Raw genomic sequence first — 23364 nt, forward strand, 5'->3', positions numbered from 1 at the left:
TGAGTAGTTAAATGAAAGAAACAAATTTTTTTGAAATAAGTGATTCCACACTTACATTTGATAATATCGTTAGTGATGCCTCACCTGATGTGATCAATAATCTCAAACAAAAAGATATAGTTATACTCCCTTCTCATGGTACAGAAGATTTATACTATGTGGGTTCTATAGATATCTTAGATTATTTCAAAAATAATAATATAGATATAGATATTTACGCCACAGATGAGGAGTATCAAGAAATAGCTCTCCACAGTGCTGAAATATGGCTTGGAACATTTCTATTAAAAAATATCATTATTCCTACCTTTATAGGTTTATTGAGCAACTACATATATAACAAGTTAAAAGCTAAGCCTGACGATAATATATCAGTTACATTTATTGCAGAGAAAAAAAATGGAAATACTAAAAAGATAGAATATAGAGGAGAAGTAAGAAATCTCAATAAAGCTATAAATAGCTTAAAAAAAATCGATCGCGAGGATACATAATGAAAATACCCTCACGAAACTGGACTGAACTTGACAACTTAATTAATAAAATCAATACATTAAAAGATAAGTCAAGTATAAGTGGTAATGAAGATAAAGCTAACCATTATTGGAGGTTACGAGAAACATTTAGTGTATATAAGCTTTACATTCAATCATTTGACTACTTAAAAGATAGAAACTATAGAAAAGCATGGTATATATTAGAAGAATGTGAATTGATGTGTGAGAATATTTCCAGTAACTCTAATCATCAATTTTTAATAAACTCTGGAATTGTATTAATTCAACGCTTAGTAAATCAATGGCAAGCCTTATATCCATATATTCTGTTCATAAGTCCTGAATACAAAATCAAACGAACGCTATGTAGTATTTGCGGTGGTGTTATTAAACCTAGAACTAAATGCTCACATAAAAAAGGCATACTATATAATGGAGAACTATGCTTTCATATAATTGATGATTTTGAAATTTTAAATTATTCTATAGTAACTAAACCTGTTCAGAAATATTCAGTTATACACGATGATGACAGACTAAACTTTAACCATATAAATTATTTAATAGATTTACTTGATCACCCTTTTGAAAATTGGAGTTTTGAAAGAAAAACAATGAGTTACCCAATTCATAGATTCAATAGTTTAAGTCAAGAGGATAGGTGTCCTTGTCATAGTAAGGCTTCTTTTAAAAACTGCTGTATAAATAAGAGTGAAATAAGCATTCCCCATATTGACTATATATTTGATAAACAATTACCTTCTGAGAAGTATCAGGTATTATTTCCTTATTGAGCTTTTTAGTTGTAGCTTAGTGAGGATTTTTAGCCCTGACAGTAGCGGTATCCTGATGCAGTCGATGGCGATACGGACTGTGGCTGGCAGGGGTCGCTCGGTTAGATGGAACACTGTCAGACACATTAGTCCGTACGCCATCGACAAGGCAGATACAAGCGTATGGCAGGATTAGCTCCAAGAAATTAATTGATTTGATGGGTAGTTTTATAAGTTTGGTTTAGGTCGATTTTTACGATATTTTTGGTTTTTTATTTTTATTAATTGTTAATGATAGTAGGTTTTATGATGGATATGACTGAGTTTGCGGTACGTGAGGATTTGTTGGTCGATGGCTATGAGGTGGTTATCGGGCTTGAGATTCATTGCCAGTTAAATACGGATAGTAAGATTTTTTCAAGTTCTCCAACTGAGTTTGGGCAAGAGCCGAATACGCAGGCAAATATTGTGGATTTGGGTTTGCCCGGTGTGTTGCCTGTGTTAAATGAGGGCGTGGTTGAGCGGGCGTTAAAGTTTGGGCTTGGGGTGAATGCTGAGCTTGGGCTTTATAATACGTTTGACCGTAAGAATTATTTTTATCCTGATTTGCCAAAGGGTTATCAGATTACGCAGATGGCTAATCCGATTGTGGGGCGTGGCTATATTGATGTGGTGGTCAATGAGGGTGAGGATAATGAGTATTCAAAGCGGATTGGGATTACACGTGGGCATTTAGAGGAAGATGCGGGTAAGTCGGTGCATGATGCGGTGGCAGGTATGACGGGGGTGGATTTGAACCGTGCGGGCACGCCACTGATTGAGATTGTGTCTGAGCCTGATATGCGTTCGACGGCTGAGGCGATTGCTTATGTGAAGGCGATTCATCAGTTGGTGACTTGGCTTGGGATTTCTGATGCGATTATGGCGGAAGGGTCGTTCCGTTGTGATTGTAATGTGTCGGTACGTAAGCCAAATGCTCCTCTTGGTACTCGTTGTGAGCTGAAAAATTTGAATTCGTTTCGCTTCATTGAGCGGGCGATTAATCGAGAGATTGAGCGTCAGATTGATGTGATTGAGTCAGGCGGTAAGGTAATTCAGGCGACTCGTTTGTATGACCCTGATGCTGATGAGACTCGCTCAATGCGAACTAAAGAGGAGGCAAACGATTATCGCTATTTCCCTGACCCTGATTTGTTGCCTGTGCGTATTGAGCAAGAGACGGTGGATAAGATTAAGGCGGATATGCCTGAGTTGCCTGTGGCAAGACGTGAGCGGTTTGAGCGTGAGCTTGGGTTGTCGGAATATGATGCACGTATTTTGACGGCAAGTCGTGAGCTTGCGGATTATTTTGAGGCAGTATTGACCCATTCTGATACAAAACACGCTAAGCTTGCGACCAATTGGATTATGGGTGAGCTGATGGGGGCGTTAAATAAGGAAGATAAAACGATTACTGATTCTCCTATTTCTGCTGAGCAGTTGGCTGGTTTGCTAAAACGTTTAGATGATAATACGCTGTCAGGAAAGCTTGGCAAGAAGGTGTTTGCGTCGCTTTATGAGGGTGAAGGTGGCGATTCAGCCGATGCGGTGGATAAAATCATTGAGGCAAAAGGCTTAAAGCAGGAAACCGATACTGGAGCGATTAAGGCGATGGTTGAGGAGGTGATTGCGAATAATCAGGCGATGGTCGATGAGTATAAAGGCGGTAAGGAAAAGGCGTTTAATGGTCTGGTCGGTCAGGTAATGAAGGCTAGCCGTGGTAAGGCAAATCCGCAACAGGTGAATCAGATTTTGAAGGAGTTGTTGGGGTAGGTTGTCTTAATAAGTAGATGATTAACTATTGACTTTAATCATCTGCTTTTGAGTCAATAGCTTGCAAACCATTTAAAAATCGGTATAATATCCAGTCCATCGGGGCGTAGCGCAGTCTGGTAGCGCACCACACTGGGGGTGTGGTGGTCGCAGGTTCAAATCCTGCCGTTCCGACCAAATATTTAAGAAAGTCAGTGACTTAGGTTGCTGGCTTTTTTGTTTTAGGTGTCATTACCATTTCAATAATTCTCTTTTACGAATAATCAATAAAATCTATCCGTTGCCGACGCACATACACATATAAAAACAACCAAAAGATAAGATTGGCTTCATTAAATGTTGCAGCCCCTACCCAGCTCTGTAGTGGCTGAGGTAATAACTTAGCCATTAGTATAATCAGTATGGAAAATAATACAGGATTTATCCATACTGCCCAACGAGGCAATAAAGTCTGACGACGATAAACCAGCACTGCCCAAAAAATATAGACAATCGCTAATGTAGCCATTGCCATCATCCAGTTAATCATCAATATCTGCTCGAAGCCTTTTGCAGTCTCAAGTAAGGTGGCATGTGCACTGCTATCAGTCGCTAATATGGCTTTGTATATTTCACCCACATAATAAAATCCAGCGTGCCCAATTGGGTGGAAACAGAGCGATACTATCCATAACAGAATCAGGGCAACCCCATACTTTTTGGCGGTTGGCTTGATGAGTTGCCACACAGCAAATAGGGCATAGGCATAAAATGGCAAACTAGCAACAGCAAGCATTGCGCCCCATTGTAGACGCTGTGTTGAGCCAGTGAGCATATAGGTAGCAAGCTCAACATCAACTTGGCTCGCATAAGTCTCAGCAAATAATGGATAGTCATTGGGATTGACAGCAAATCCCACCAATAGCATATCCCCAATACACCAACAGATAGCAGCAAAGATGCCTGATAATAACGACCAACGGACATATTGATTTGTACGATATAGCATATCTATCCCCTTGATATCAAACAACCAATTAAATGATAATAACACTCATTATCATTTAATTGTAAGACTAGCTATATCATTGTCAAGGATGTTTAGCTACCCTGTGAGATGCTGTTTAGCCCTGATTGTCACGCTTATCCTTGCTTACTCACTAGGTTGCTGTTTTATCATCTGATGTTTTAGTAGTGTTATCATCTTGGTATACACTTTCTTTATCCATTTTACTGGGTTTTGCATAGTCATCTTCTAGCATATCCTGCTTACTTTGCCCAAGTACACGAATTGTATAATCACCCAAAGTAAATTTGATATACAGCACTTGTACCCAAACAATCATCATCACAATCAAAGGGGTTGCTAAAGCAATACCTAAAAACCCTGTTAATGAGCCCATAATCACTTGAGAGACCAATAATGCGACAGGGGGCAAGTTAACAAGCTTTTGCTGTACCAATGGCGCAAGTACATAGCTTTCTAGTTGCTGTACAATCACCATCATCACAATGACCCACAATACCATATCTGGGGTAAATAGCATGGCGATAAGAATAATAGGAATCGCCGCAAGCCATGGTCCAATAACAGGAATAAAATCCAATAAGAAGGAAATAAATCCCATAGCCAACGCAAAAGGTATGTCCATCAACCATAGTGCAACTGTTGTACACACTCCCACAAAAGACATCACCACAAACTGTCCTAACAACCACTGTTTTAAGGCTTGGTAAGACCGAGATAACAAATAGCGCCCTTTCTCACGTTGATGAATAGGAATCAGGGCAATTAGACTACTGGTATAAACCTTTGGAGAAATCGCTAAAAAGACCCCCAGCAATACAATAATCATAAAGTTAGTCAGCCCACTCATAATCCCTGCAAAAACGCTAGGCATAAAGGTAACTGCTTTACTTAATACCTCTTTAATCGGAGGATAACTATCATTTTGTGCCATCCACTGGCTAATCTGGGTCAGGTATGGAGATTGCTCTAGATACTCTTCTAGCTGAGTAATAGCCATCGGTAGTGCAGTCTTCATTTCTTCTAACTGCTCTATCAGCTCTTGACCAAATAATGTTCCAAAGGTTGCAAAAACTGAAATTATTAGCAGTAATACCAACGCAACCATAAGCCCATGTGGTGCATGTTTTAGCCACTTACCAATAATAGGTAAACTTCGCAATCCTGAAACTAAACTCAGGATAAAAACAGCCATTAAAATAGAAGCAAATACCAATAACCAAACACGTATCAATAGCCAAAGACTGAACATAAAAGTAATGACCAATACGACCATAAAGATAAAAGATTTTTGTGCTTGTAGTTGGTGCATATCATTACTCCGCTAGCAGATGAGCCATTTTCTTTTTTAGGTAATTACTTTGGGGATAACGTGCTTTAAGGGATAAAAACAATGCGAAAAAAAGCAAATAATGATACATTCTTTTATGATATATAAACCAGTCTGGCTAGCGAAAATCACTCAATAACACTAACAAATATAACAATTCTTCTGCTTGTGAATTTTTCTTTTATTATTACAATGACTATTTCAATAAACTCTAGTTAATAATAGATATATTAGGGGCTATTAAACAAACCATAAAATAACATTGAGAGCATCATGACAAGCACTCCCCTTTGGCAAACATTTAATCACCCTTTTGTTAAAGATTTAGCCTTTTCCCTCGCCTGCCCAACAGTGCTAAACCACTGGCACAATATAGACCCTTATCAAATATCACCAAGCATTACTGTTCATCAAATACAATTTTGGCAACAGCAGTTTTATCATTATCAACCACGTTTATATGAGCTAGATACCACAACACAATATCAACGCTTAACTCGCTTTTTAATGTCTCGCCCTAGCCCTCATCGTTTGGGATTTCATTTTGAAGGTCTGTTGCATTTTTGGCTGGTCGATGGCTTTGAGCAAGGGTTACATCAGTTGCAGTTATTGGCACACAATATCCAGCTATATAGAGATAAACAAACAGTGGGTGAATTGGACTTTATTATTCATAATCATCAAACAGGCAATATTGAGCATTGGGAATTAGCGGTTAAGTTTTTTTTAGGCTCACCGCCTTATGATTATGCTAACTGGGTGGGGATTAATTCAAAAGATACACTTCATCGTAAGATGCTTCATATGCAACAAAAGCCGTTTCATTCGGTATGGGTCAACGTGAATTTAGATGGTAATGAGCAAAAATTACGCATTGATAAACGTTTAGCAGTGATTAAAGGCAGATTTTTTGTGCCAAATCATACTACCTCTTTTAAAAGACCTGACTGGCTATCACCGAGTTTTCCACTGCATAGCTGGTATGATGGACATGATAAACAACAGTTAGCAGGGCTAGATTTTCAGCAAATCCGCCCTGCTCATTATGTAGAATGGTTTACTAAGCGTGATTTTTATGATGATAGAACACTCAAAATAACCATGCCAAAATCTGACTGTAGTCTGGCGAATGGTTTGTATTTTTGGCAAGATAAACCATTAGTTATTTATACAAAATAATAAGATAACATCAGATAATAGAGCAAAAAAACAAACATCTAATATTAGTGTTACCAATGATATCGACCATATAGGCTAATCTCTGCCCTTTTGGCACTATGACTATTTAAACTATCTGCCAAAAACTTTACACCTCCATAAGCACTGTCTACCTCAACACCAAATGCTTGTGTTTGTGGCTCAACAATCCCTGTCACCACTACAGGCGTGCTATCAAGTTGAAAAGGATATCCTGCTGATAGCTGGTACAAAGTGCTATATTCATTAGACTGAGTTTGTAGCCCTAACTGCCATTGATTATCTAACTGATGAGTAAGGCTGGCTTCCACCTGCCACGGCAAATGTTGTCTGACGTCTTTGGTTAACAGCTTTCCTTCTATTGTATATACAGGACGACGATTTACTCCATACTCCAAATCATAGTTTGTACTGGCAATATCTTTCCAATACATATGCCCCAATACATCATAAGCTTGGATGTTTAATTGTGTGTTATCAGTCAACTGCCCTTGTAAAGAAATATCAAAAGAATAACCGTAGCCCTGTGGTGTCGCAGGATGCCAATTTAGGTTTTCTTCACCCAAAGCAGGCTTATCATAGTAATAATCCAAACGAGCAACTGCCTTATCAACACTATCTTTTGATGAAGCAGACGGTTGGTTGGTTGGTACTCTGCTCAATAGCTGTCCATATATTTGACCATCAATACTATGCAATCCTTTCCAAAGGTGTGCCTTTGTATCTAGTGTCCAATCGTCAAACAATGTGGCTTGTGTACCAATATGAATACCCAGACGTTCATTATGTTGTACTTGCAAAGACAATGGATACACCTGACTATGCGTAGATATCTGTTTGTTTTTATACTGATGATAAACCTGTGCTGTTGACTCAGAAAACTTCATTAAATAGTCATACCGCCAGTCAAGTCCATAACTAAACATACTTTGTGCTGGCATAATTTCCACACCTGCCCGACCTTGTGCATACGCATAATCGCCACTCTCCAGAGGGGCATCCCAGTCGTCTACAAAAGAGTGAATTGACTGTGTTGGACTGTATGCATTAGCAGTTATAGACCACTGTACTTGTGTTGCATCATGATAAAGTGGCGCAAATATATTGGTTAATGGTGCAACTTCTATGTCTGTGACTTTATCTTCAGCAAACGCAGAGCATACTGGAAGCGTCACTAACAGATATACTGATAATCTAGATTTCATACTGTTCCTAATTGAAGTATGGTTTAGGTGTAGATAGATATTATTAGACACATCAAATAAAAAAAGACAGCCTGACACTGTCTTTTTTCACAATACATTATAATGACTAAGTATACTTATACTGATAACAACTATAAGACTATTGTTGTATCATCTGTAAACCGTGCAGTTACCATGCCTTTACTCTTAAATAGCTCACCATAACGCTTACCATTAACAGTAATATCACCCAACTTATTATTAGCATCTGTAACAAACTCACCATTTTTGTCTACTTTTAAAATAACTTGAGCATCATTTTGTTTAACTGTATATTCTTGAGCCACTACACCATAGTCACTATTAAGTGTCGCACTTCCCTCAATAAATAACGTTTTCTTGTCAACTTTAGCAGTTAACCCCTGAAGCTCAAATTTATCACGCGCAGTACGTTTAATATGTGCCTGAAAATCTAATGGAATTGGTTGGCTTGCCCCTTTTTTGCTAACTGTTCCCTGTACTGATAATGTGGTTGTTAAAGGAAGAAACTTACCTTCACCTTCAATGACCTTTTCATTTTCATTAAAAGTAAGAACATTTTTAACATCATCTTTATTAGCCACTGTACTTAGTGACAACGAGACATTGGTTGATGGCTCTTCTTTTAGCAACTGCCCTGTTAAAGCAAACTGATAAGGAATACTACGAACCGCCTCTTGACCATTATTTAGCTTTTTAGTGATATCCAGCATAGAAAAGCTCAAATCTTTAGCCGTGACAATATTACCATTTGCTATTAAAGTGACATTGTTTAACGCAACATCTAGCTGATTGAGTCGTACTCCATTTTTATGCTCATCACCTAGATCAAAGTCATCATTAACAACAACTGCTTTATTAAGAATTGCATTACCTTTTAGGCTATCTTTAGATGACTTCACTACCAATTCTTCATCACCTGAACCAATGGTCATACTTTCAAAGCCCACAGTCAGCTTTGGTGTGGCAGTGCTAACTGTATTAGTAAATAACGTTTGCTCATAGCCTTGATATCTTACAGAGAATGTATCTGCCTGACTACTTTGTTCTTCATATCTACCCGTTTGAGGATTATAAACATAGTCAATATTCTTTTGTAAGGTCAGCTCAGATGAACCAGAAAGTTCAAACTTACCTTGTGGATCAAGTGTCGCCTTAAAGTCATCAGCAGGGACAAGGTTATCAAGACCTTTTAAGTAAAAATCATCCGTTTTTATTAACTGCTTAATCTTTTGTGCATCTAATACCGATAGCTTATTTTTTTGCATATATTCTGCCAAACTCTCTGGCATACTAAATGACTCTTCCCATCTCTTCATTTGTTGCTTGGTTACGATATCTCCTGCACTTTCATAAGCATCTGCAATTGCCTTATTATCACTGATAAACAGCTTGGCTGTATTGACCATTTCTTTGGCTTGATCAATAGGCTTTAAGCTATTATCTGTTTCTGGTTTAGTAGGAATACCGCCAGTATTTCCAGTGTTATTGGTTGTTGAATCTCCACTACCACCACATCCAGCTAATAACAAACTACTGGCAAGTGCTAAAGCGGTTATTTTAAATGCTTTCATTTTGTATCCTCTTTTATTTATTGCTTAACATACTTTAAAGGTCAATATAAGTTGCTATTATTACAAAACTTTTTAACTAATCACCATCAACTATAGATATAGAATTGTTACTCATAATATCAACACCTAAATTTTATCTAGATAGTAACACAACCTCAATTCAGATTTGAACTAGCTTTATAATACTTCTGATAAAAGCTACAATAATCCTACTAAACAGATGGTGAATACTCATCAATCACTTCTAATATCTGTTGACGCAATATTTCTACGTTTGGCATTCTCTCAGCATGAAATCGTAAAATTGGTATACCAGCACTGGCAAGTGCTTTATCTTTTTTAGCATCTGCTTTTTGCCGAGATTTACTTTCATGTGTCCAATCATCTAACTCTATAGCAAGTAAGGTAGTTTGTGCATCAGAGGCAACCAATACATAATCCACACTTTGACGGCAAATGCGATTAAACCAAAACTGACGGTCTCTACCAACATCCTCATTTGGCTCAATAATTCGTGAAAGTTGTACCTGACTAAAAATATGACACTCTGGAATGGCTTGCTGAAGCTTTTTAAAAAATATTACTTCACTATCTGTCATTATTGGCATTGGGTCAAATGGCCAAATAGGTAGTTCATCACCACGAACTGGGGCTGGCTTTGTTTGTTTTTTTGCTGAACGTGAAAAAACTAACAACCCTAAAAATATCAACCCTACTGCCATAAATAAAAAGGTCAATGACAAAGCAACTCCTTATCATACTAGCAAAAAAAGGAATTATCTCTGATGAATCATCCAGATACAACCTTTATAAAAAAAGACACGCCAACCAATGACGTGTCTTTTGAATGATATTCATGATTTTTTAAAACATTTATTAACGCCAGTACAATACCCACGCATTATGTACACCAGTATTTGGGTCTGCATTAATTTTATCTTTGAGTGCTAGTGCGGCTGGCTTTCCTGTTTCAGGACCAACAATGACCCGAACTCCTCGGCTGGTTGCACTGGTGGTCACAGAGTAGCCCGCTGCTTTCATCTTCTGCGCAACCTCATCAGCTTTCGCTTGATTATCTGCCAATGCAACTTGCACACCAAACTTACCTCTTGCTTCTCCTTGTGCTGCAGCACGGCGGGCAACGGCTAAACGTTGCTCTGCTGTTTGTGCTGCTTCGGCTCGCCTTTGCGCTTGAGCGGCTTCTCTTTGCAAACGAGTCACTTGCGCACGTGAAGGAATGGTTAATGTCTGTCCCACACGTAAGTTAGCAGAGGTAGATAAACCATTTGCTTGTGCCAAAGCATCAACAGGAACATTATATTCTCTTGACAGTTTAATCAGCCCATCACCACGTTGTACTTTATAATCTAATGCTCTAGTAGGGGCTGTAGTTGTCCGTTGTTGCTCTGCCTGCTCAGGCTTAGACTGTGGTGATGCAGTATTTGTGTTAGATCTATCATTTTTATTATCAGTTGCTGTGTTTTGAGCTACTCGTTGCAATCGCTGTACCTGTTGAGCAGATGGTATTTTCAGCGTCTGCCCCAGTCGTAACTCCGTATTTGTAGACAAATTATTTGCACTCGCTAGCACTTCTACAGGCATATTATATTGCCGTGCAATTTTAATCAATCCATCACCACGGCGTACTCTATATTCTTCTGGACGCTGTGGCGACGTTTTTGCTGGTTGTTCTGTGTTTGTTTCACTCGTTCGATTTGTATTACGGTTAGTTGGTTGCTTCTCATCTGCTTGTCGGCTGTTTGCCTGATCGGCAGATGATGCACGTGTATTATGCTGTACAGTTTCTTCGGGCTGCCTAGTAACAATAGGAGCTTGACGTGGCTGTACCACAGGTGTGACAACCTGTACTTGACTACGTGCTGTACTAGACTCGGCAGCTTCTTCTGTCTGGATTGGTTCAAGAGTATTATTGCGATATTGCTCACTTTCTAATCGTGCTTTTTTGAGTGCCAGCTCTTCTGCATGGGCTTGCTCTTCTAAAAACGCCTGAGCTCGACGCTCTTGCTCGGCCACACGGGCAGCTCTTTCTTTTTGTTTTTGCGCCAAAATACGCTGCTCAGTTTCAATATCAGCAGTTAGAGCAGAAGAGCCATCTTTATTTTCTGAATCTGTTGCGACTTCTATGGCATTGGATTGTGCTGTATCAGTTACCGATGGACTCCGCTCAATCTGCTGTACCATAGCAAAGAGCATTAAGCTACCCCCTAAAAAAACACCTAACCCCAATAGTGTTTGTCGTGACAAATTCATGAGCATGTACCTTTATTATTTTCATTCCTAAAGATATAGTCTATTCATAAGATGACTACAGTCAAACTAAACAACAGTATACAATATAATGCTGTCATTATAGCCACAATAGCTGATTTAATATCAAACTATTACTGTGTCATCTTTGCTCGCAGTATTGGATATACATCTTCCACTTGGTTTTCTTATAAGAGCATTATGAATCAACCATAGCATGGCCGTTTATTACATTAACTAGCATCAAATAAACCAAATTATCCTGATGATATCTATAGTACAATCTCTAAAATAATCAAGAGTATACAGATACACTCTGATTATAGATGAAACTGTCCTGCCTGTCTGCCTTTCTCTTTCAATCCTTTTTATTTTAATATTTCACTTTTATAAAATATAGGTTTTACTAAAATTTTATTTGCACTCAAAAAACAACCTCTGAATCAAGATAATAATAAGGTCTGCTAAACCTTCACCCTACTAGGCTTGTGTTTACAAGGGATACAGCTACTTTTGACTTTTATGTAAAAGTTGGCTAAATTTGCTTTACTTCTATTCTGTGTTAATGAATTTGGTAATATCCCTGTTTTTATGAACAAAAACTACCTACATTCATTGCCTTGAATAAGTCACTGCTTGTTAACATCAGTATCTAAACTTTTCCTAAGCAGATGAATATTTAACACAACCTAGTATGTATTAGTCCATCTATAGATAAAATGATGCCTTAAACATCTGATGAAATATGAATATCTATAAACCAGAGATTGACTCTGATAAAGACACCATCACTTCTGCAATGGTATGAAATGACCCACAAACCAAAATCATATCTTCACTAGCACTTGCCTCAATCACCCCTTTAGTAGCTTGAGCCAATGAATCATAATAATATGGTTGGTGATACGTTTGGCTATTATCCATTGATTGCTTAGATAATTCATCAGCCAGCTTTTCAGCTAATTGAGCTTGGCTGGCTGCCCGAAAGTGGTCAATAGCTGCCACATGCCAGCTTGCTATCGGTAAGTCACTATTGACCAACAGTTCAATAACCTCACTAATGGGCTTATCAGCAAGCATAGAAAATACTAAATGCAGTTTTGCTTGTGGGTATTGGCTAACATGTGCCTGCCAAAATGGGATAAATTGGGCTAATAAAAACGCCATACCTTGACCATTATGAGCCACATCAAATAGCCAGTGGCGATTGGCAATGTTCTGATAATCAAAGCGTCCTGCCAGCCGTACTTGCTCTAAGGCTTGGGTAATGTGCTCTTGGCTCACCTGTAATGGACTTGCCAATACCGCAGAGATGGCATTGGTGGTATTAGTAAGCGACAATGAAGGCTTAGGCAGCTGCAAAGTCACACTGGCATTGCTGTATTGCCATTGTTCTGCCATATCCGCTACATCAAAAAATGCAAAATCGTTTCCTACTTGATAACAGGTGACATTGAGTTCATCAATTTTTTGCTGCACTGTTACTGGCATTTGTAAATCCCCATAAATGAGCGTGCCATTTTCTCGCAAAACACCTGCTTTTTCATAGCCGATTTGCTCTAGGGTATTTCCCAACCAATCCACATGGTCAATGCCAATATTGGTAATCACCGCCATATCTGCATCAATAATATTGACCACATCAAGACGACCACCCAAGCCCACTTCTAGCACCCAAACGTCACAATCTGCCTCAGCAAATATCAACATTGCCGCCAGCGTGGTCATCTCAAAAAATGATAAGGTCAACTCACAGGCAATACGGGCTTGCTCAACTTTTGCAAAGGCTTGGATTAGCTTTTCATCACCCACCGCTTGTCCATTAATACGCACTCGCTCATTAAAATCAATCAAATGCGGTGATTGATAAAGTGCTGTTTTATAACCTGCCTGCTGACAGATTTGAGCAATGGTAGCAGTAGTTGAACCTTTACCATTAGTGCCTGCCACCATAAACACATAGGCATCATCTTTTGCTGACTGCACCACGCCCAAATATTCAGCAACAGGCAATACTCGGGATAAGCCCATATCAATCGCTGAAACGTGGATTTGCTGCATATAAACCAGCCAGTCCGATAATGAACTGGCTGTCGTTGGTTGCATAGGAGGATTAATGGACATTTAGCACCTTAAAGAATAGAACACACAATGGACTTATTATCACTAACTTAATTCACATAATACATCAGCTTTGATAACAACCGATATACCGTATCTCGCAACTGCTGACGATGAACCACTTGGTCAATGACCCCATGCTCAAGCAAAAACTCTGCCCGTTGAAACGGCTCTTCTAACGTCTCTCGTACTGTCTGCTCAATGACCCGTTTGCCTGCAAAACCAATCATTGCTTTGGGTTCTGCCAAATGAATATCACCAAGCATCGCCAATGACGCAGTTACCCCACCATAAACAGGATTGGTCAATACCACCAAATACGGCACACCTGCCAACCGCAGTCGCTCAATTGCAGCCCCTGTACGAGCCATCTGCATTAACGATAGCAACCCTTCTTGCATTCTTGCCCCACCAGAGGCGGCAAAACATACCAACGGCATTTTCTGTTCCAATGCCCGCTCCGCCGCCTGCACAAAACGGTCACCCACCACTGACCCCATCGAGCCACCCATAAAACGAAAATCAAACGCACACGCCACCAACAGCAAATCCTGCAAACTGCCTTGCATAACCACCAATGCTTCCGTTTCCCCTGTCTTTTCTTGAGCCTCGCTCATACGCTTGGGGTATGGCTTACTATCCACAAACTGCAACGGGTCACCTGCGACAAACTCTTGTCCAAGCTCCTCTTGCACTTGGTCAAAAAACCACTGCAACCGCTCACGAGCTGACATTGCCAAATGAAAATCACAATGTGGACAGACATAACAATTAAAAATTAACGCCGTATTGGTGGTAAGTGAATGACACTGTGGGCATTGGGTTGAAGGCTCTGTTTCCACTGCTGATAACGGAGCAGTGGTCTGGCGTTTAATTGTCGGTATCGGTCGAGTCAGCCAAGTTTCTGCTTGATTAGACTGGCTTAGATGGGGGTTATTTTGCTGACCATCACCAGCTTTTGGGTTGGTTTTTGGGGCTTGTACTGTTGCAGACATAAAAGTTACCTTATTATTTAAAATTAAGTTAGCTTGGGCTAGGTTAAAATTAACCTTTTCACATTTATAGGATAAAAATAGTTTACACTTGTAAACCTATTATAAAGTACCCCATCAGCAAAATACAGCACCCTTTATTTCTTAACTTAACGCCTTAACTTAACGCTCTAAACTATCCAACGCCAAACGCAACTCGTCCATTTTTGCCAATAAACTGGCTTTGGCTTGTTCAATTTTGCCGTTATCATCGCCCACATTAGCAAAATTTTTCACCAACTCACTACCCACAATCACCCCATCCGCATACTGTCCAATCGCTTTGGCTGATGCCCCATCACGAATACCAAAACCCACACATACTGGCAATGCTGTATCCGCTTTAATCGCCTGTACCTGCTTGCCAACCTCATTGGTATCAAGACTTGCCGACCCTGTTACCCCTTTGAGTGATACATAATAAATATAACCACCACAACTTTTTAGCACTTGTTGACGGCGTTCGGGCAACGTTGTTGGTGATAATAAAAATATCTCATTTATCTGTTTATCTGCCAACTGCTTGGTAAAATTACCCGCTTCTGCAGCGGGCAAATCCACCATTAATAACCCATCAACGCCAGCGTCTGTACATAACGTAATAAAGTTATCATAGCCAATGATTTCTACAGGGTTTAGATAACCCATCAGAATAATAGGTGTGTCTTGGTCATTTTTACGAAATTTAGCAACCATCTCAATGGCTTGGCGGGTACTTGTACCACCTGCCAATGCCCGCTCACCTGCTAATGCAATGGTTTCACCATCTGCCATTGGGTCAGAAAATGGCAAACCCAATTCAATCATATCTGCCCCATGCTTTACCAAATCATGCAACAAATCAACGGTTACTGAGGGCTTCGGGTCACCTGCCATCACATAAGGAATCAGGGCTTTTTTGCCATTGGCTTGTAGAGTGGCAAATGTGGTTTCAATTCTGGTCATAACATCATCTCTTTTTTAAGTTTAAATATTTATCTAATAAAAACTATCAAGGGTTAATACAAGTTTTGCAAAGCTCCCTAAGTAACGGCTTATTCAATCTCTTTTTCTTGAACTATTTCAACACCATCTTTTGGCAAACATTTAACCAAATCTATTAAATGGTCTTAAACTTTTAAGGTAATGGTTTGCATAACTCCCCCTTAACATTTACATTGACTGGCTATTTACTGACCTTGCAACCTATCCCGTACTTCCATCAATGCAAAACCCAATAGATTTAATCCTTTCCATTGTAACGGATTGGTGATACGTTCATCATCTTTTGCCAAGCCAACACCCCAGATTTTATCCACTGGACTGGCTTCCACCAATACTCGTTGACCTGTACCCAGCAAGTAATTTTGCAATTCTTGATGTTGTGCAAATTTTGCCAAATTACCTGCCACCACAATATCAAAACGGTGTTTATTCCATACTTTTTCATCAAATCCCAGCACTTTTCTGCCTAAATCTTTGGCTTGCTTGGGGTGAGAACTGGCAATAATTTTGGCAAAGCTGTCCTCATCGGCAAAAAGTTTGGCTTTTTGAGCCATCATATAGTGTTCAGCAGTTGGGTAAGTAATGCCATCAACCACAAATGGGGCTGTCCACCATTGGCTAAAACAGCTATGGGTTAATTGACCATCAGCACGTTTGCTATGTCCCCAAAAATAGACATATTTTAACTTCTGTTTACTTTGATATTGCTGGATAAGCCAATCTAAATCATACATTACAGCTACCTGTACTTTACAACTCTATCCCATCGTATTTCATCACTGTATGCAAATCTTTATCACCACGCCCTGACATATTAATAATGATGGATTGCTCTGGACTCATGGTTTTTGCCAGTTTTAGCCCATATGCCAGTGCGTGAGAGGACTCTAAAGCAGGAATAATACCCTCTTTTAAAGTCGCCTCTTTAAAGCCCCACATCGCCTCATCATCGGTACAGCCAACATATTGTACCCGTTTAACATCTTTTAAAAAGCTATGCTCAGGGCCAACACCGGGATAATCCAAACCTGCAGAAATCGAATGAGTTTCCAAAATTTGTCCATCATCATCTGCCATCAAATAGGTACGATTGCCATGCAATACCCCTACCCGACCTGCTGCCAATGGCGCAGAATGGCGACCTGTTTCAATACCATCACCTGTCGCCTCAACACCATATAACGCCACTTCACTGTCATTTAAAAAGTCGAAAAACAGCCCAATCGCATTTGAGCCACCACCAACACACGCTACTAAGGCATCAGGTAATCTACCCGTTTTTTCTAAGTGCTGAATGCGTGCCTCTTTACCAATAATCGCTTGAAAATCTCGCACCAATAGCGGATATGGGTGCGGCCCTGCTACCGTACCGATGACATAATACGTGCTATCTACATTGGTTACCCAATCTCGCATTGCTTCATTCATCGCATCTTTGAGGGTACGTGAACCAGAGGTGACCGGAACGACCGTCGCTCCAAGCAGACGCATACGATAGACATTCATTTTTTGCCGTTCGACATCGTCCGCCCCCATATACACCACACACTCTAGCCCCAAACGAGCGGCGATGGTCGCTGTCGCTACGCCATGTTGCCCTGCCCCTGTTTCGGCGATGATGCGCTGTTTACCTGACATCTTAGCGAGCAATGCTTGACCAATGGTATTATTAACCTTATGTGCGCCAGTATGGTTTAAATCCTCACGTTTAAAATAAATCTGCGCACCACCAATCTCATCACTCAATCGCTTGGCATGATATAAAGGTGTGGGACGACCCACATAATTAATCAAATCCTCATGATACTGTTGCCAAAATTCTGGGTCGGCTTTTACTTTGGTGTATAACGTTTCCAATTGCTCAATGGCTGCCATCAAAGTTTCAGAGACAAAGCGTCCACCATGAATGCCAAAATGTCCTGCTTGGTCAGGATATTGGTTAAAATCCTCAATTTTTTTATTATCACTATCATTACTAAAATTCTGGCTACTCATATCACTATCCCATTAATTAATATTTATCACAAAGTTAAATTTTACGGCTTATATATCACGGCTAACATGTAATGGTGCAAATGACTGTGCAACTGGCATCACCTCTATTGAATTAATATTGACATGGCTTGGCTGTTCACAAAGCCATAATACAATATTTGCAATATCATCAGGTGTCACAAAGTCGACATTTTCATACAGCTTGCTTGCCTTTTCATCATCACCTTTAAAACGCACATTAGAGAACTCAGTATCTCCACACAACCCTGGTTCAACATTAGAAACCCGAACCCGAGTTCCTTTTAAATCAGCCCGTAGATTTAAACTAAACTGTTTTACAAATGCCTTGGTCGCACCATATACATTGCCACCTGGATAAGGGTATGTACCAGCAATTGAACCAATATTAATAATCAAACCTGAGTTTCGTTGAACCATAGATGGCAATATCAAATTGGTCATGGTACATAATCCCATGACGTTGGTATCAATCATCTGTTGCCAGTCATCTAGATTTGCTTCATAAGCTGGCTCAAGTCCTAATGCCAGCCCTGCATTATTCACCAATACATCAATTTGACTCAGCGATTCTGGTAGGCTTGCCAGTGCATCTTGTACTTGCTGACGGGAACTGATATCAAAACATAAAGGTATAAAGCTATCGCCCAACTCATTTTGTAGCTTCTGTAGCTTTTCCTGACGACGACCTGTGCCAATCACTTGATGTCCCTTTGCCACCAATAAACGGGCGATTGCCTCTCCAAAACCTGCTGTTGCACCTGTTACCAATATTTTCATAACCATACTCCACTATTTTATTGTTTATATTCCACAAATATATTCATACTCTCACTAATATCATCCCATTTTGATGAATTAACCCATCAAAAAACATGATATATCTATTGTCTGCAAAACACTGTATTAATAATGATGACTAGCATACTAGGGGCTATCTTGCTGGCTACTGACAGCCTGTATAAATGCCTGCATTTTTTCAGCATCTTTAATACCTTTGCTGGCTTCAATCCCACCACTCACATCAACAGCGATAATTGGCAAGTCCAGTGTTTGCCCAACATTTTCAGGGGTTAATCCTCCTGCCAAGATAATCGGCAATGGACTATTATTAGGTATCAATGACCAATCGAAACGCTCACCCATACCACCATAAGCATTTTTATGATACGCATCAAGTAGAATACTACTTGCACCTGCTTGTGCAAATTCTGTAATTTGTTGCAAAATAGAGTCTACGCTATCTTTTTGAGCATTAATTCTTAATGCTTTTATCCAGCGTTTATTAACTAATTTAGCTAATTCTTGGCAATCCTTAGCACTCTCATCACCATGAAACTGAATCACATCAAAGGCGACTTGCTGTGCTAGATTTTGTAATTCATCGGCGGACATATTAACAACCAATGCCACCACTGTCACAAATGCAGGAATGTTATTCACCAGCTCAACTGCTTGCTCAATACTGACAGCTCGTGGACTGGGTGGATAAAACACCAAACCAATGGCATCGACTCCTAGGCTGACTGCCTTCTTAATGTCTTGTCTAGCGGTTAAGCCACAAAACTTTACCTGTATCATAGTAACCAACTTTTATGATAAAAAATAAATACCTATAAGCCACATAGTATATAACATTAACCCATGCCTTTTTATTTATCCTAGCATACTTTCTATACGGTAAGACTTATCAACCGCCTGAAAAACAGAGTGTCTGCAAAAAGACACCGTTCTACCAGCAGGAATACCTAACCAGATAGCAATAAAAAACGCCAGTACCCAGTAAGGTATTGGCGACTTTTATCATATGACCATACAACTACACTTAGATAGTCTTAGGTACTAAATAGTTGATTCAACACATCATCTTATATGGTGTTTTGCTTAGTATGATACTGTTTATCTAAAGCAATTAAACTATGAATTGCCTTATTCATACCATGCATAATCTGACCTAATAATACTTGCTGTTTGGTCACAACAATAACAATCATTGGCTGATTTTCATTCGGCACAGCACTGATCATAATCTTACCATCTTCAGCATCCAAAATCACTGAGCGACACCCAGTCAACTGTGCTTCATTTGTCAAAGCTTGTACCAGTGCTAAAATAGAACTACCAACTGCCGATAGTTTACCACCATCATAGTTTTTTTGAAAAATTGAACTAACTTCAAAACCATCAGTAGTTGCTAGTAGAACCCCATCAATACCACTGGTAGAATGCACCAGATTATATAAGGTCTCTTTTGAAGATGTTATAAATTCAGGTGCAGGCTTTATTCTCTTACTATCAGATTGAAACAACTTATTGTTCATAACTACTCATTCCGTTTCTTATATGTCAAAAGATAATGTTAAATAATGCTATAGATATTGCTGTAATAATGCCTCGAAAACGTAGGCATCAATTAGAATACTGATGCCCTTAAAATTATGAATTCGTTTTTTATGACTTTATTAATTATGGTGCTGCCAATTAATCACGGTATTATAAAAAATATAAGAATGATATGGCTACTCTTGTTCCAATGATGCAATAATACTTTCAACAAGTAATAGAACATCATCTTTCTCACGCATATCTACAGGAAATAATGGCAAGTTTAATTTCCGTTCTGTCAAAAAGTCTCTATATATTGCCACATCACGCTCAGGACTTTTATCAATCTGACTAACCCCAATCACAATACGTCCATTATACATCCCACTGAACGTATCTAGATAATGACCTAAATCCGCGACAGGGTCTTTTGCAGAGTGGTCAATCAAAACGACCACACCTAAAGCACCCTGTACTAAAATTGGCCAAATGAAGTTAAAGCGTTCCTGACCTGGTGTACCATACAGACCAATACCAGTACCATCTTCTAGTGTTAATTCACCATAATCCATACCAACTGTCGTCAGTGCCTTGGTATGTGCATCTAAATCTGTATTTATCGCTTCAGTAGATACCACTGGAATATCCGATAAACTGGCAATCGCTTGAGTTTTTCCTGCACCCATTGGGCCACTAAAGACTATTTTTAAACGTTGCATGTATTAAACTCACCTATATTTATAATTTATTTGCTTACTAGCATGAATAGCTAAATGAAAAAAGTCAATCCATAACTATAAATCTTGCTTCACTACAAACCCAGCTTACGACGCAGTCTTGCCAAGAATCCTAATTTTTCTGTCTTAGCAGACTGGGCGACTTCCTCAGTGACTGGTTCATCTGAAACCGATTCATCTAAGATTGGCTCAGGTTTCTTATTCGCTACTGATAAGTCTATAGTAGAAGACAACTCTCTTTTTTCACCAGCTGCACGACGCGCTAGCATTTGTTCTAATGGTGATAATTTAGGCTGGACAGATGCTGTTTTGGCATTATCACTAGAAGATGATACAGAGGTATCATTACTTTGAATCGATGTTCCATTTTTAATTTGCTCATAGCTATCAGGCTGCAATCCACCCGATAACATCAATCCAGCAACTGCTTTTTTTGCAGCATTTACGGATGTTCCTGCTTTTTTTGCAACCTCTTGTATTGTTGAAGGCTTGCTCTCCAGTGCGGTAAATAATCTTAATAACTCACTGCGACCACTATTCAAACGAGGCTTTGGCCAGTAACGCAATTGATATTGTTGATTATCAGCAACGATAGATAACATCTCATCGGGTGTGTGCCATACTTGCTCCCATATCCACTGGAACAAGTCTTGACTTTCTGTGATATCTGGCATGCTTGTTTCAGTTGTCAGCTGTAATTGCCATAATCCATCAACAACCACATCATTCCCAACAGGCCATATACGTTGATGCATTAAATCAACCAACGCTACTCTACCTTTGCTCGTATGCAAATCATAAATACCTTGATCTCGAGATTGTACCTTTTCTACAAAGTCGATCAAATTGGTAATTTTTAATTTCCCACCATTTAGTGCAGATGGTTTTGGTTCACTGGTAGATTGAACGGTTGGTAAAGGCTTATTTTCAGGGGTATTTTGGGTTTGAGTAGCTGACTGTGGTTTGACTTCTGTTTCTTCGGGAATCACTTTACGATGTTTTGCACCACTATTTAAGAAGGGTAAGTGCAATAACAACCATTCATGAAATTCTCGTAGTTGCTTGAGTGGCAAGAGGAGTAAGTCGCCAGATAGCATGCCTTCATTATGCTCACTACGACGCACATACAGCACTGTCTTATCTGCTCGAGTTTCCAACAGCTTAGTAATGCTGGGTGCTGTTCGAAACTCATCATTAATGATAAATAAGTCAACATTCGGATGAGTTGCTGGTACCCACTCTAAATCTGCCTCTAAACGTAGTAATACTCGTAAATACCCTTTTAGCATTACCTGATCAGCAGGTTGTAAGCCAACCAGTGCGGTACGCATAACTTGTTTGACATCTCTGCTTGCAACAGAATTAGATATACTCATTACACCCTTCCAACCACTTAATAAATAGATAAATATAAGCAAATTGACATTGATAGTATATGGAACATTGGTACTAATTATTTTTTTGCACTCTAAAAGTTTGAGCTTTTTTGTTTATATGTTCATATCATGAATTAATTATCATGTCATTATTGCCGACTCAATTATGCTAGCATGACTTGCTTGCTGATTATTATAAGAAACAGCTAATATTTAATAAAAAATGAAATGTGTGATGACAAATATTTTTCTACTATAAATAACAGTTGTTCACTCATATAAATTATTTGCACATAAGTGTAAAGGATTAACCAGCATCTTGCCATACCTACTATGATACTGTTTTCACCTTTAGTACATTTAAGGTCAATATTTTTCTAAAAAATCCAAACTATCGTTATGTCTTATTCTTTATAGCTTATTATAAACTATGATTTTGATTAACTTTGACTAACAATACTACAATTACCAACTCCTTGATTATGTACTATCACTGTTGCACCAGTTAAGCTAAATAAGCTTTGAATTTGTTTTTGCGCATTATCCAGTGCCATTGTCATCATATGACCTTCGCAAGCCGTTTTTAACACTTGCTGTTTACCTGATATTTGTGCTTGACGGAAAATATCTGGATCAGCTTTTACCAGACCAAATAATCCTGTATCCAAATCATATACTTCTATATCATCTAAATAGACAGAAAAAACTTCAGCTTTTGGAATGGTAATCTCAATCTGTGTGCCATTATCAGTTTCAGAAACCTGAACCTGCTCTGCTGTTAGCTTGTTTAAATCGACACCAGCAATCACTCGTCCATGTGCTACAAACAACCCTTTTTGCTCATCTTGCCAAAGCCTATACCAGTTACCTTGTCGTTGGCTGGTAATAATTGTATCCACACTAAAAGCAATGGTCTGTAAACGATTTAAAGACTGTATCTGGGTAATCACGCCATCTCGCGTAATTGTTTCCACCGCCTCATCATTTGAGCGTGTACTAAAAAATATAGATAACAATACCAATATTACCAATAGTAGTAATAGCAGCCACAGTTTAAATGAGACTGCTCTTTTTGGAGCTTTTTTTGTAGAGGATGG

21 protein-coding genes and 1 tRNA gene are annotated in these 23364 nt (G+C 39.1%); 5 read left to right on the forward strand and 17 right to left on the reverse strand.

Annotation, left to right across the window (positions count from 1 at the left end; genetic code table 11):
• The first annotated feature begins 11 nt into the window (after positions 1-11).
• The 4 genes from FHK88_RS06520 to FHK88_RS06535 all read left to right on the forward strand — a co-directional run bounded on the left by FHK88_RS06520 (position 12) and on the right by FHK88_RS06535 (position 3259).
• Positions 12-494, forward strand: a complete 483-nt coding sequence (locus tag FHK88_RS06520; protein ID WP_227429930.1) for a hypothetical protein — start codon at positions 12-14, stop codon at positions 492-494.
• A complete protein-coding gene (locus FHK88_RS06525) occupies positions 494-1291 on the forward strand; it encodes a hypothetical protein (protein WP_227429931.1) in 798 nt (265 codons plus the stop codon). The genes FHK88_RS06520 and FHK88_RS06525 overlap by 1 nt, the downstream gene beginning before the upstream one ends.
• A gap of 285 nt (positions 1292-1576) precedes the next feature.
• Positions 1577-3082, forward strand: a complete 1506-nt coding sequence (gene gatB / locus FHK88_RS06530) for an Asp-tRNA(Asn)/Glu-tRNA(Gln) amidotransferase subunit GatB (protein WP_227429932.1) — start codon at positions 1577-1579, stop codon at positions 3080-3082.
• Positions 3083-3182: 100 nt separating this feature from the next.
• Positions 3183-3259 (forward strand) — tRNA-Pro (locus tag FHK88_RS06535).
• A 76-nt stretch (positions 3260-3335) separates the two neighbouring features.
• Here FHK88_RS06535 and FHK88_RS06540 read toward each other — a convergent pair.
• Together FHK88_RS06540 and FHK88_RS06545 are read right to left on the reverse strand one after the other, a co-directional pair.
• A complete protein-coding gene (locus FHK88_RS06540; protein ID WP_227429933.1) occupies positions 3336-4070 on the reverse strand; it encodes a DUF6796 family protein in 735 nt (244 codons plus the stop codon).
• 151 nt (positions 4071-4221) lie between these two features.
• A complete protein-coding gene (locus tag FHK88_RS06545; protein WP_227429934.1) occupies positions 4222-5400 on the reverse strand; it encodes an AI-2E family transporter in 1179 nt (392 codons plus the stop codon).
• A gap of 291 nt (positions 5401-5691) precedes the next feature.
• Here FHK88_RS06545 and FHK88_RS06550 point away from each other — a divergent pair, with 291 nt between their 5' ends.
• Positions 5692-6597, forward strand: coding sequence for a DUF1853 family protein (locus FHK88_RS06550; protein ID WP_227429935.1), 906 nt, complete (start codon positions 5692-5694; stop codon positions 6595-6597).
• Between the two features lie 50 nt (positions 6598-6647).
• On the opposite strand, the gene FHK88_RS06555 is transcribed toward FHK88_RS06550, so the two are convergent.
• From FHK88_RS06555 to FHK88_RS06625, 15 genes are all read right to left on the reverse strand, one after another.
• Complete coding sequence (locus tag FHK88_RS06555) at positions 6648-7820, reverse strand: outer membrane protein transport protein (RefSeq protein ID WP_227429936.1); 1173 nt, start codon at positions 7818-7820, stop codon at positions 6648-6650.
• Positions 7821-7951: 131 nt separating this feature from the next.
• On the reverse strand, positions 7952-9412 hold the full coding sequence (locus tag FHK88_RS06560) for a hypothetical protein (protein ID WP_227429937.1): 1461 nt from the start codon (positions 9410-9412) through the stop codon (positions 7952-7954).
• A 212-nt stretch (positions 9413-9624) separates the two neighbouring features.
• Complete coding sequence (locus FHK88_RS06565; protein ID WP_227429938.1) at positions 9625-10155, reverse strand: DUF2726 domain-containing protein; 531 nt, start codon at positions 10153-10155, stop codon at positions 9625-9627.
• 133 nt (positions 10156-10288) lie between these two features.
• Entirely contained in the window at positions 10289-11683 is a 1395-nt protein-coding gene (locus tag FHK88_RS06570) for an SPOR and LysM peptidoglycan-binding domain-containing protein (protein ID WP_227429939.1), read from the reverse strand.
• 750 nt (positions 11684-12433) lie between these two features.
• The gene (locus tag FHK88_RS06575) at positions 12434-13804 is read right to left on the reverse strand and encodes a bifunctional folylpolyglutamate synthase/dihydrofolate synthase (protein ID WP_227429940.1); all 1371 of its coding nucleotides are present in this window, start codon (positions 13802-13804) and stop codon (positions 12434-12436) included.
• 47 nt (positions 13805-13851) lie between these two features.
• Positions 13852-14796 (reverse strand): acetyl-CoA carboxylase, carboxyltransferase subunit beta, encoded by a 945-nt coding sequence (gene accD, locus FHK88_RS06580; RefSeq protein WP_227429941.1) that lies wholly within the window; start codon positions 14794-14796, stop codon positions 13852-13854.
• Between the two features lie 159 nt (positions 14797-14955).
• The gene (trpA, locus tag FHK88_RS06585) at positions 14956-15777 is read right to left on the reverse strand and encodes a tryptophan synthase subunit alpha (RefSeq protein WP_227429942.1); all 822 of its coding nucleotides are present in this window, start codon (positions 15775-15777) and stop codon (positions 14956-14958) included.
• 224 nt (positions 15778-16001) lie between these two features.
• Complete coding sequence (locus tag FHK88_RS06590) at positions 16002-16550, reverse strand: NADAR family protein (protein WP_227429943.1); 549 nt, start codon at positions 16548-16550, stop codon at positions 16002-16004.
• Positions 16551-16566: 16 nt separating this feature from the next.
• Positions 16567-17811 (reverse strand): tryptophan synthase subunit beta, encoded by a 1245-nt coding sequence (gene trpB, locus FHK88_RS06595; RefSeq protein ID WP_227429944.1) that lies wholly within the window; start codon positions 17809-17811, stop codon positions 16567-16569.
• Between the two features lie 48 nt (positions 17812-17859).
• A complete protein-coding gene (locus FHK88_RS06600; RefSeq protein WP_264480628.1) occupies positions 17860-18609 on the reverse strand; it encodes an SDR family oxidoreductase in 750 nt (249 codons plus the stop codon).
• 147 nt (positions 18610-18756) lie between these two features.
• Positions 18757-19410 (reverse strand): phosphoribosylanthranilate isomerase, encoded by a 654-nt coding sequence (locus FHK88_RS06605; RefSeq protein ID WP_227429946.1) that lies wholly within the window; start codon positions 19408-19410, stop codon positions 18757-18759.
• Positions 19411-19697: 287 nt separating this feature from the next.
• The gene (locus FHK88_RS06610) at positions 19698-20150 is read right to left on the reverse strand and encodes a roadblock/LC7 domain-containing protein (protein WP_227429947.1); all 453 of its coding nucleotides are present in this window, start codon (positions 20148-20150) and stop codon (positions 19698-19700) included.
• 198 nt (positions 20151-20348) lie between these two features.
• Positions 20349-20873: a GTP-binding protein gene (locus FHK88_RS06615; protein ID WP_227429948.1), complete on the reverse strand. Its 525-nt coding sequence runs from the start codon at positions 20871-20873 to the stop codon at positions 20349-20351.
• 92 nt (positions 20874-20965) lie between these two features.
• Positions 20966-22267: a hypothetical protein gene (locus tag FHK88_RS06620; protein ID WP_227429949.1), complete on the reverse strand. Its 1302-nt coding sequence runs from the start codon at positions 22265-22267 to the stop codon at positions 20966-20968.
• A gap of 440 nt (positions 22268-22707) precedes the next feature.
• Positions 22708-23241, reverse strand: coding sequence for a DUF4230 domain-containing protein (locus tag FHK88_RS06625; RefSeq protein ID WP_319800158.1), 534 nt, complete (start codon positions 23239-23241; stop codon positions 22708-22710).
• Positions 23242-23364 lie beyond the last annotated feature (123 nt).

Origin of the sequence: Psychrobacter sp. I-STPA6b (assembly GCF_020662265.1) — a bacterium.
GTDB lineage: Bacteria > Pseudomonadota > Gammaproteobacteria > Pseudomonadales > Moraxellaceae > Psychrobacter.

Excerpts from the sequence above, each read along its gene's own strand:
- FHK88_RS06520 (WP_227429930.1), top strand. The coding sequence starts at position 12 with ATGAAAGAAACAAATTTTTTTGAAATAAGTGATTCCACACTTACATTT.
- FHK88_RS06525 (WP_227429931.1), top strand. The coding sequence starts at position 494 with ATGAAAATACCCTCACGAAACTGGACTGAACTTGACAACTTAATTAAT.
- gatB (WP_227429932.1), top strand. The coding sequence starts at position 1,577 with ATGATGGATATGACTGAGTTTGCGGTACGTGAGGATTTGTTGGTCGAT.
- FHK88_RS06540 (WP_227429933.1), bottom strand. The coding sequence starts at position 4,070 with ATGCTATATCGTACAAATCAATATGTCCGTTGGTCGTTATTATCAGGC.
- FHK88_RS06545 (WP_227429934.1), bottom strand. The coding sequence starts at position 5,400 with ATGCACCAACTACAAGCACAAAAATCTTTTATCTTTATGGTCGTATTG.
- FHK88_RS06550 (WP_227429935.1), top strand. The coding sequence starts at position 5,692 with ATGACAAGCACTCCCCTTTGGCAAACATTTAATCACCCTTTTGTTAAA.
- FHK88_RS06555 (WP_227429936.1), bottom strand. The coding sequence starts at position 7,820 with ATGAAATCTAGATTATCAGTATATCTGTTAGTGACGCTTCCAGTATGC.
- FHK88_RS06560 (WP_227429937.1), bottom strand. The coding sequence starts at position 9,412 with ATGAAAGCATTTAAAATAACCGCTTTAGCACTTGCCAGTAGTTTGTTA.
- FHK88_RS06570 (WP_227429939.1), bottom strand. The coding sequence starts at position 11,683 with ATGAATTTGTCACGACAAACACTATTGGGGTTAGGTGTTTTTTTAGGG.
- FHK88_RS06575 (WP_227429940.1), bottom strand. The coding sequence starts at position 13,804 with ATGTCCATTAATCCTCCTATGCAACCAACGACAGCCAGTTCATTATCG.
- accD (WP_227429941.1), bottom strand. The coding sequence starts at position 14,796 with ATGTCTGCAACAGTACAAGCCCCAAAAACCAACCCAAAAGCTGGTGAT.
- trpA (WP_227429942.1), bottom strand. The coding sequence starts at position 15,777 with ATGACCAGAATTGAAACCACATTTGCCACTCTACAAGCCAATGGCAAA.
- FHK88_RS06590 (WP_227429943.1), bottom strand. The coding sequence starts at position 16,550 with ATGTATGATTTAGATTGGCTTATCCAGCAATATCAAAGTAAACAGAAG.
- trpB (WP_227429944.1), bottom strand. The coding sequence starts at position 17,811 with ATGAGTAGCCAGAATTTTAGTAATGATAGTGATAATAAAAAAATTGAG.
- FHK88_RS06600 (WP_264480628.1), bottom strand. The coding sequence starts at position 18,609 with ATGAAAATATTGGTAACAGGTGCAACAGCAGGTTTTGGAGAGGCAATC.
- FHK88_RS06605 (WP_227429946.1), bottom strand. The coding sequence starts at position 19,410 with ATGATACAGGTAAAGTTTTGTGGCTTAACCGCTAGACAAGACATTAAG.
- FHK88_RS06610 (WP_227429947.1), bottom strand. The coding sequence starts at position 20,150 with ATGAACAATAAGTTGTTTCAATCTGATAGTAAGAGAATAAAGCCTGCA.
- FHK88_RS06615 (WP_227429948.1), bottom strand. The coding sequence starts at position 20,873 with ATGCAACGTTTAAAAATAGTCTTTAGTGGCCCAATGGGTGCAGGAAAA.
- FHK88_RS06620 (WP_227429949.1), bottom strand. The coding sequence starts at position 22,267 with ATGAGTATATCTAATTCTGTTGCAAGCAGAGATGTCAAACAAGTTATG.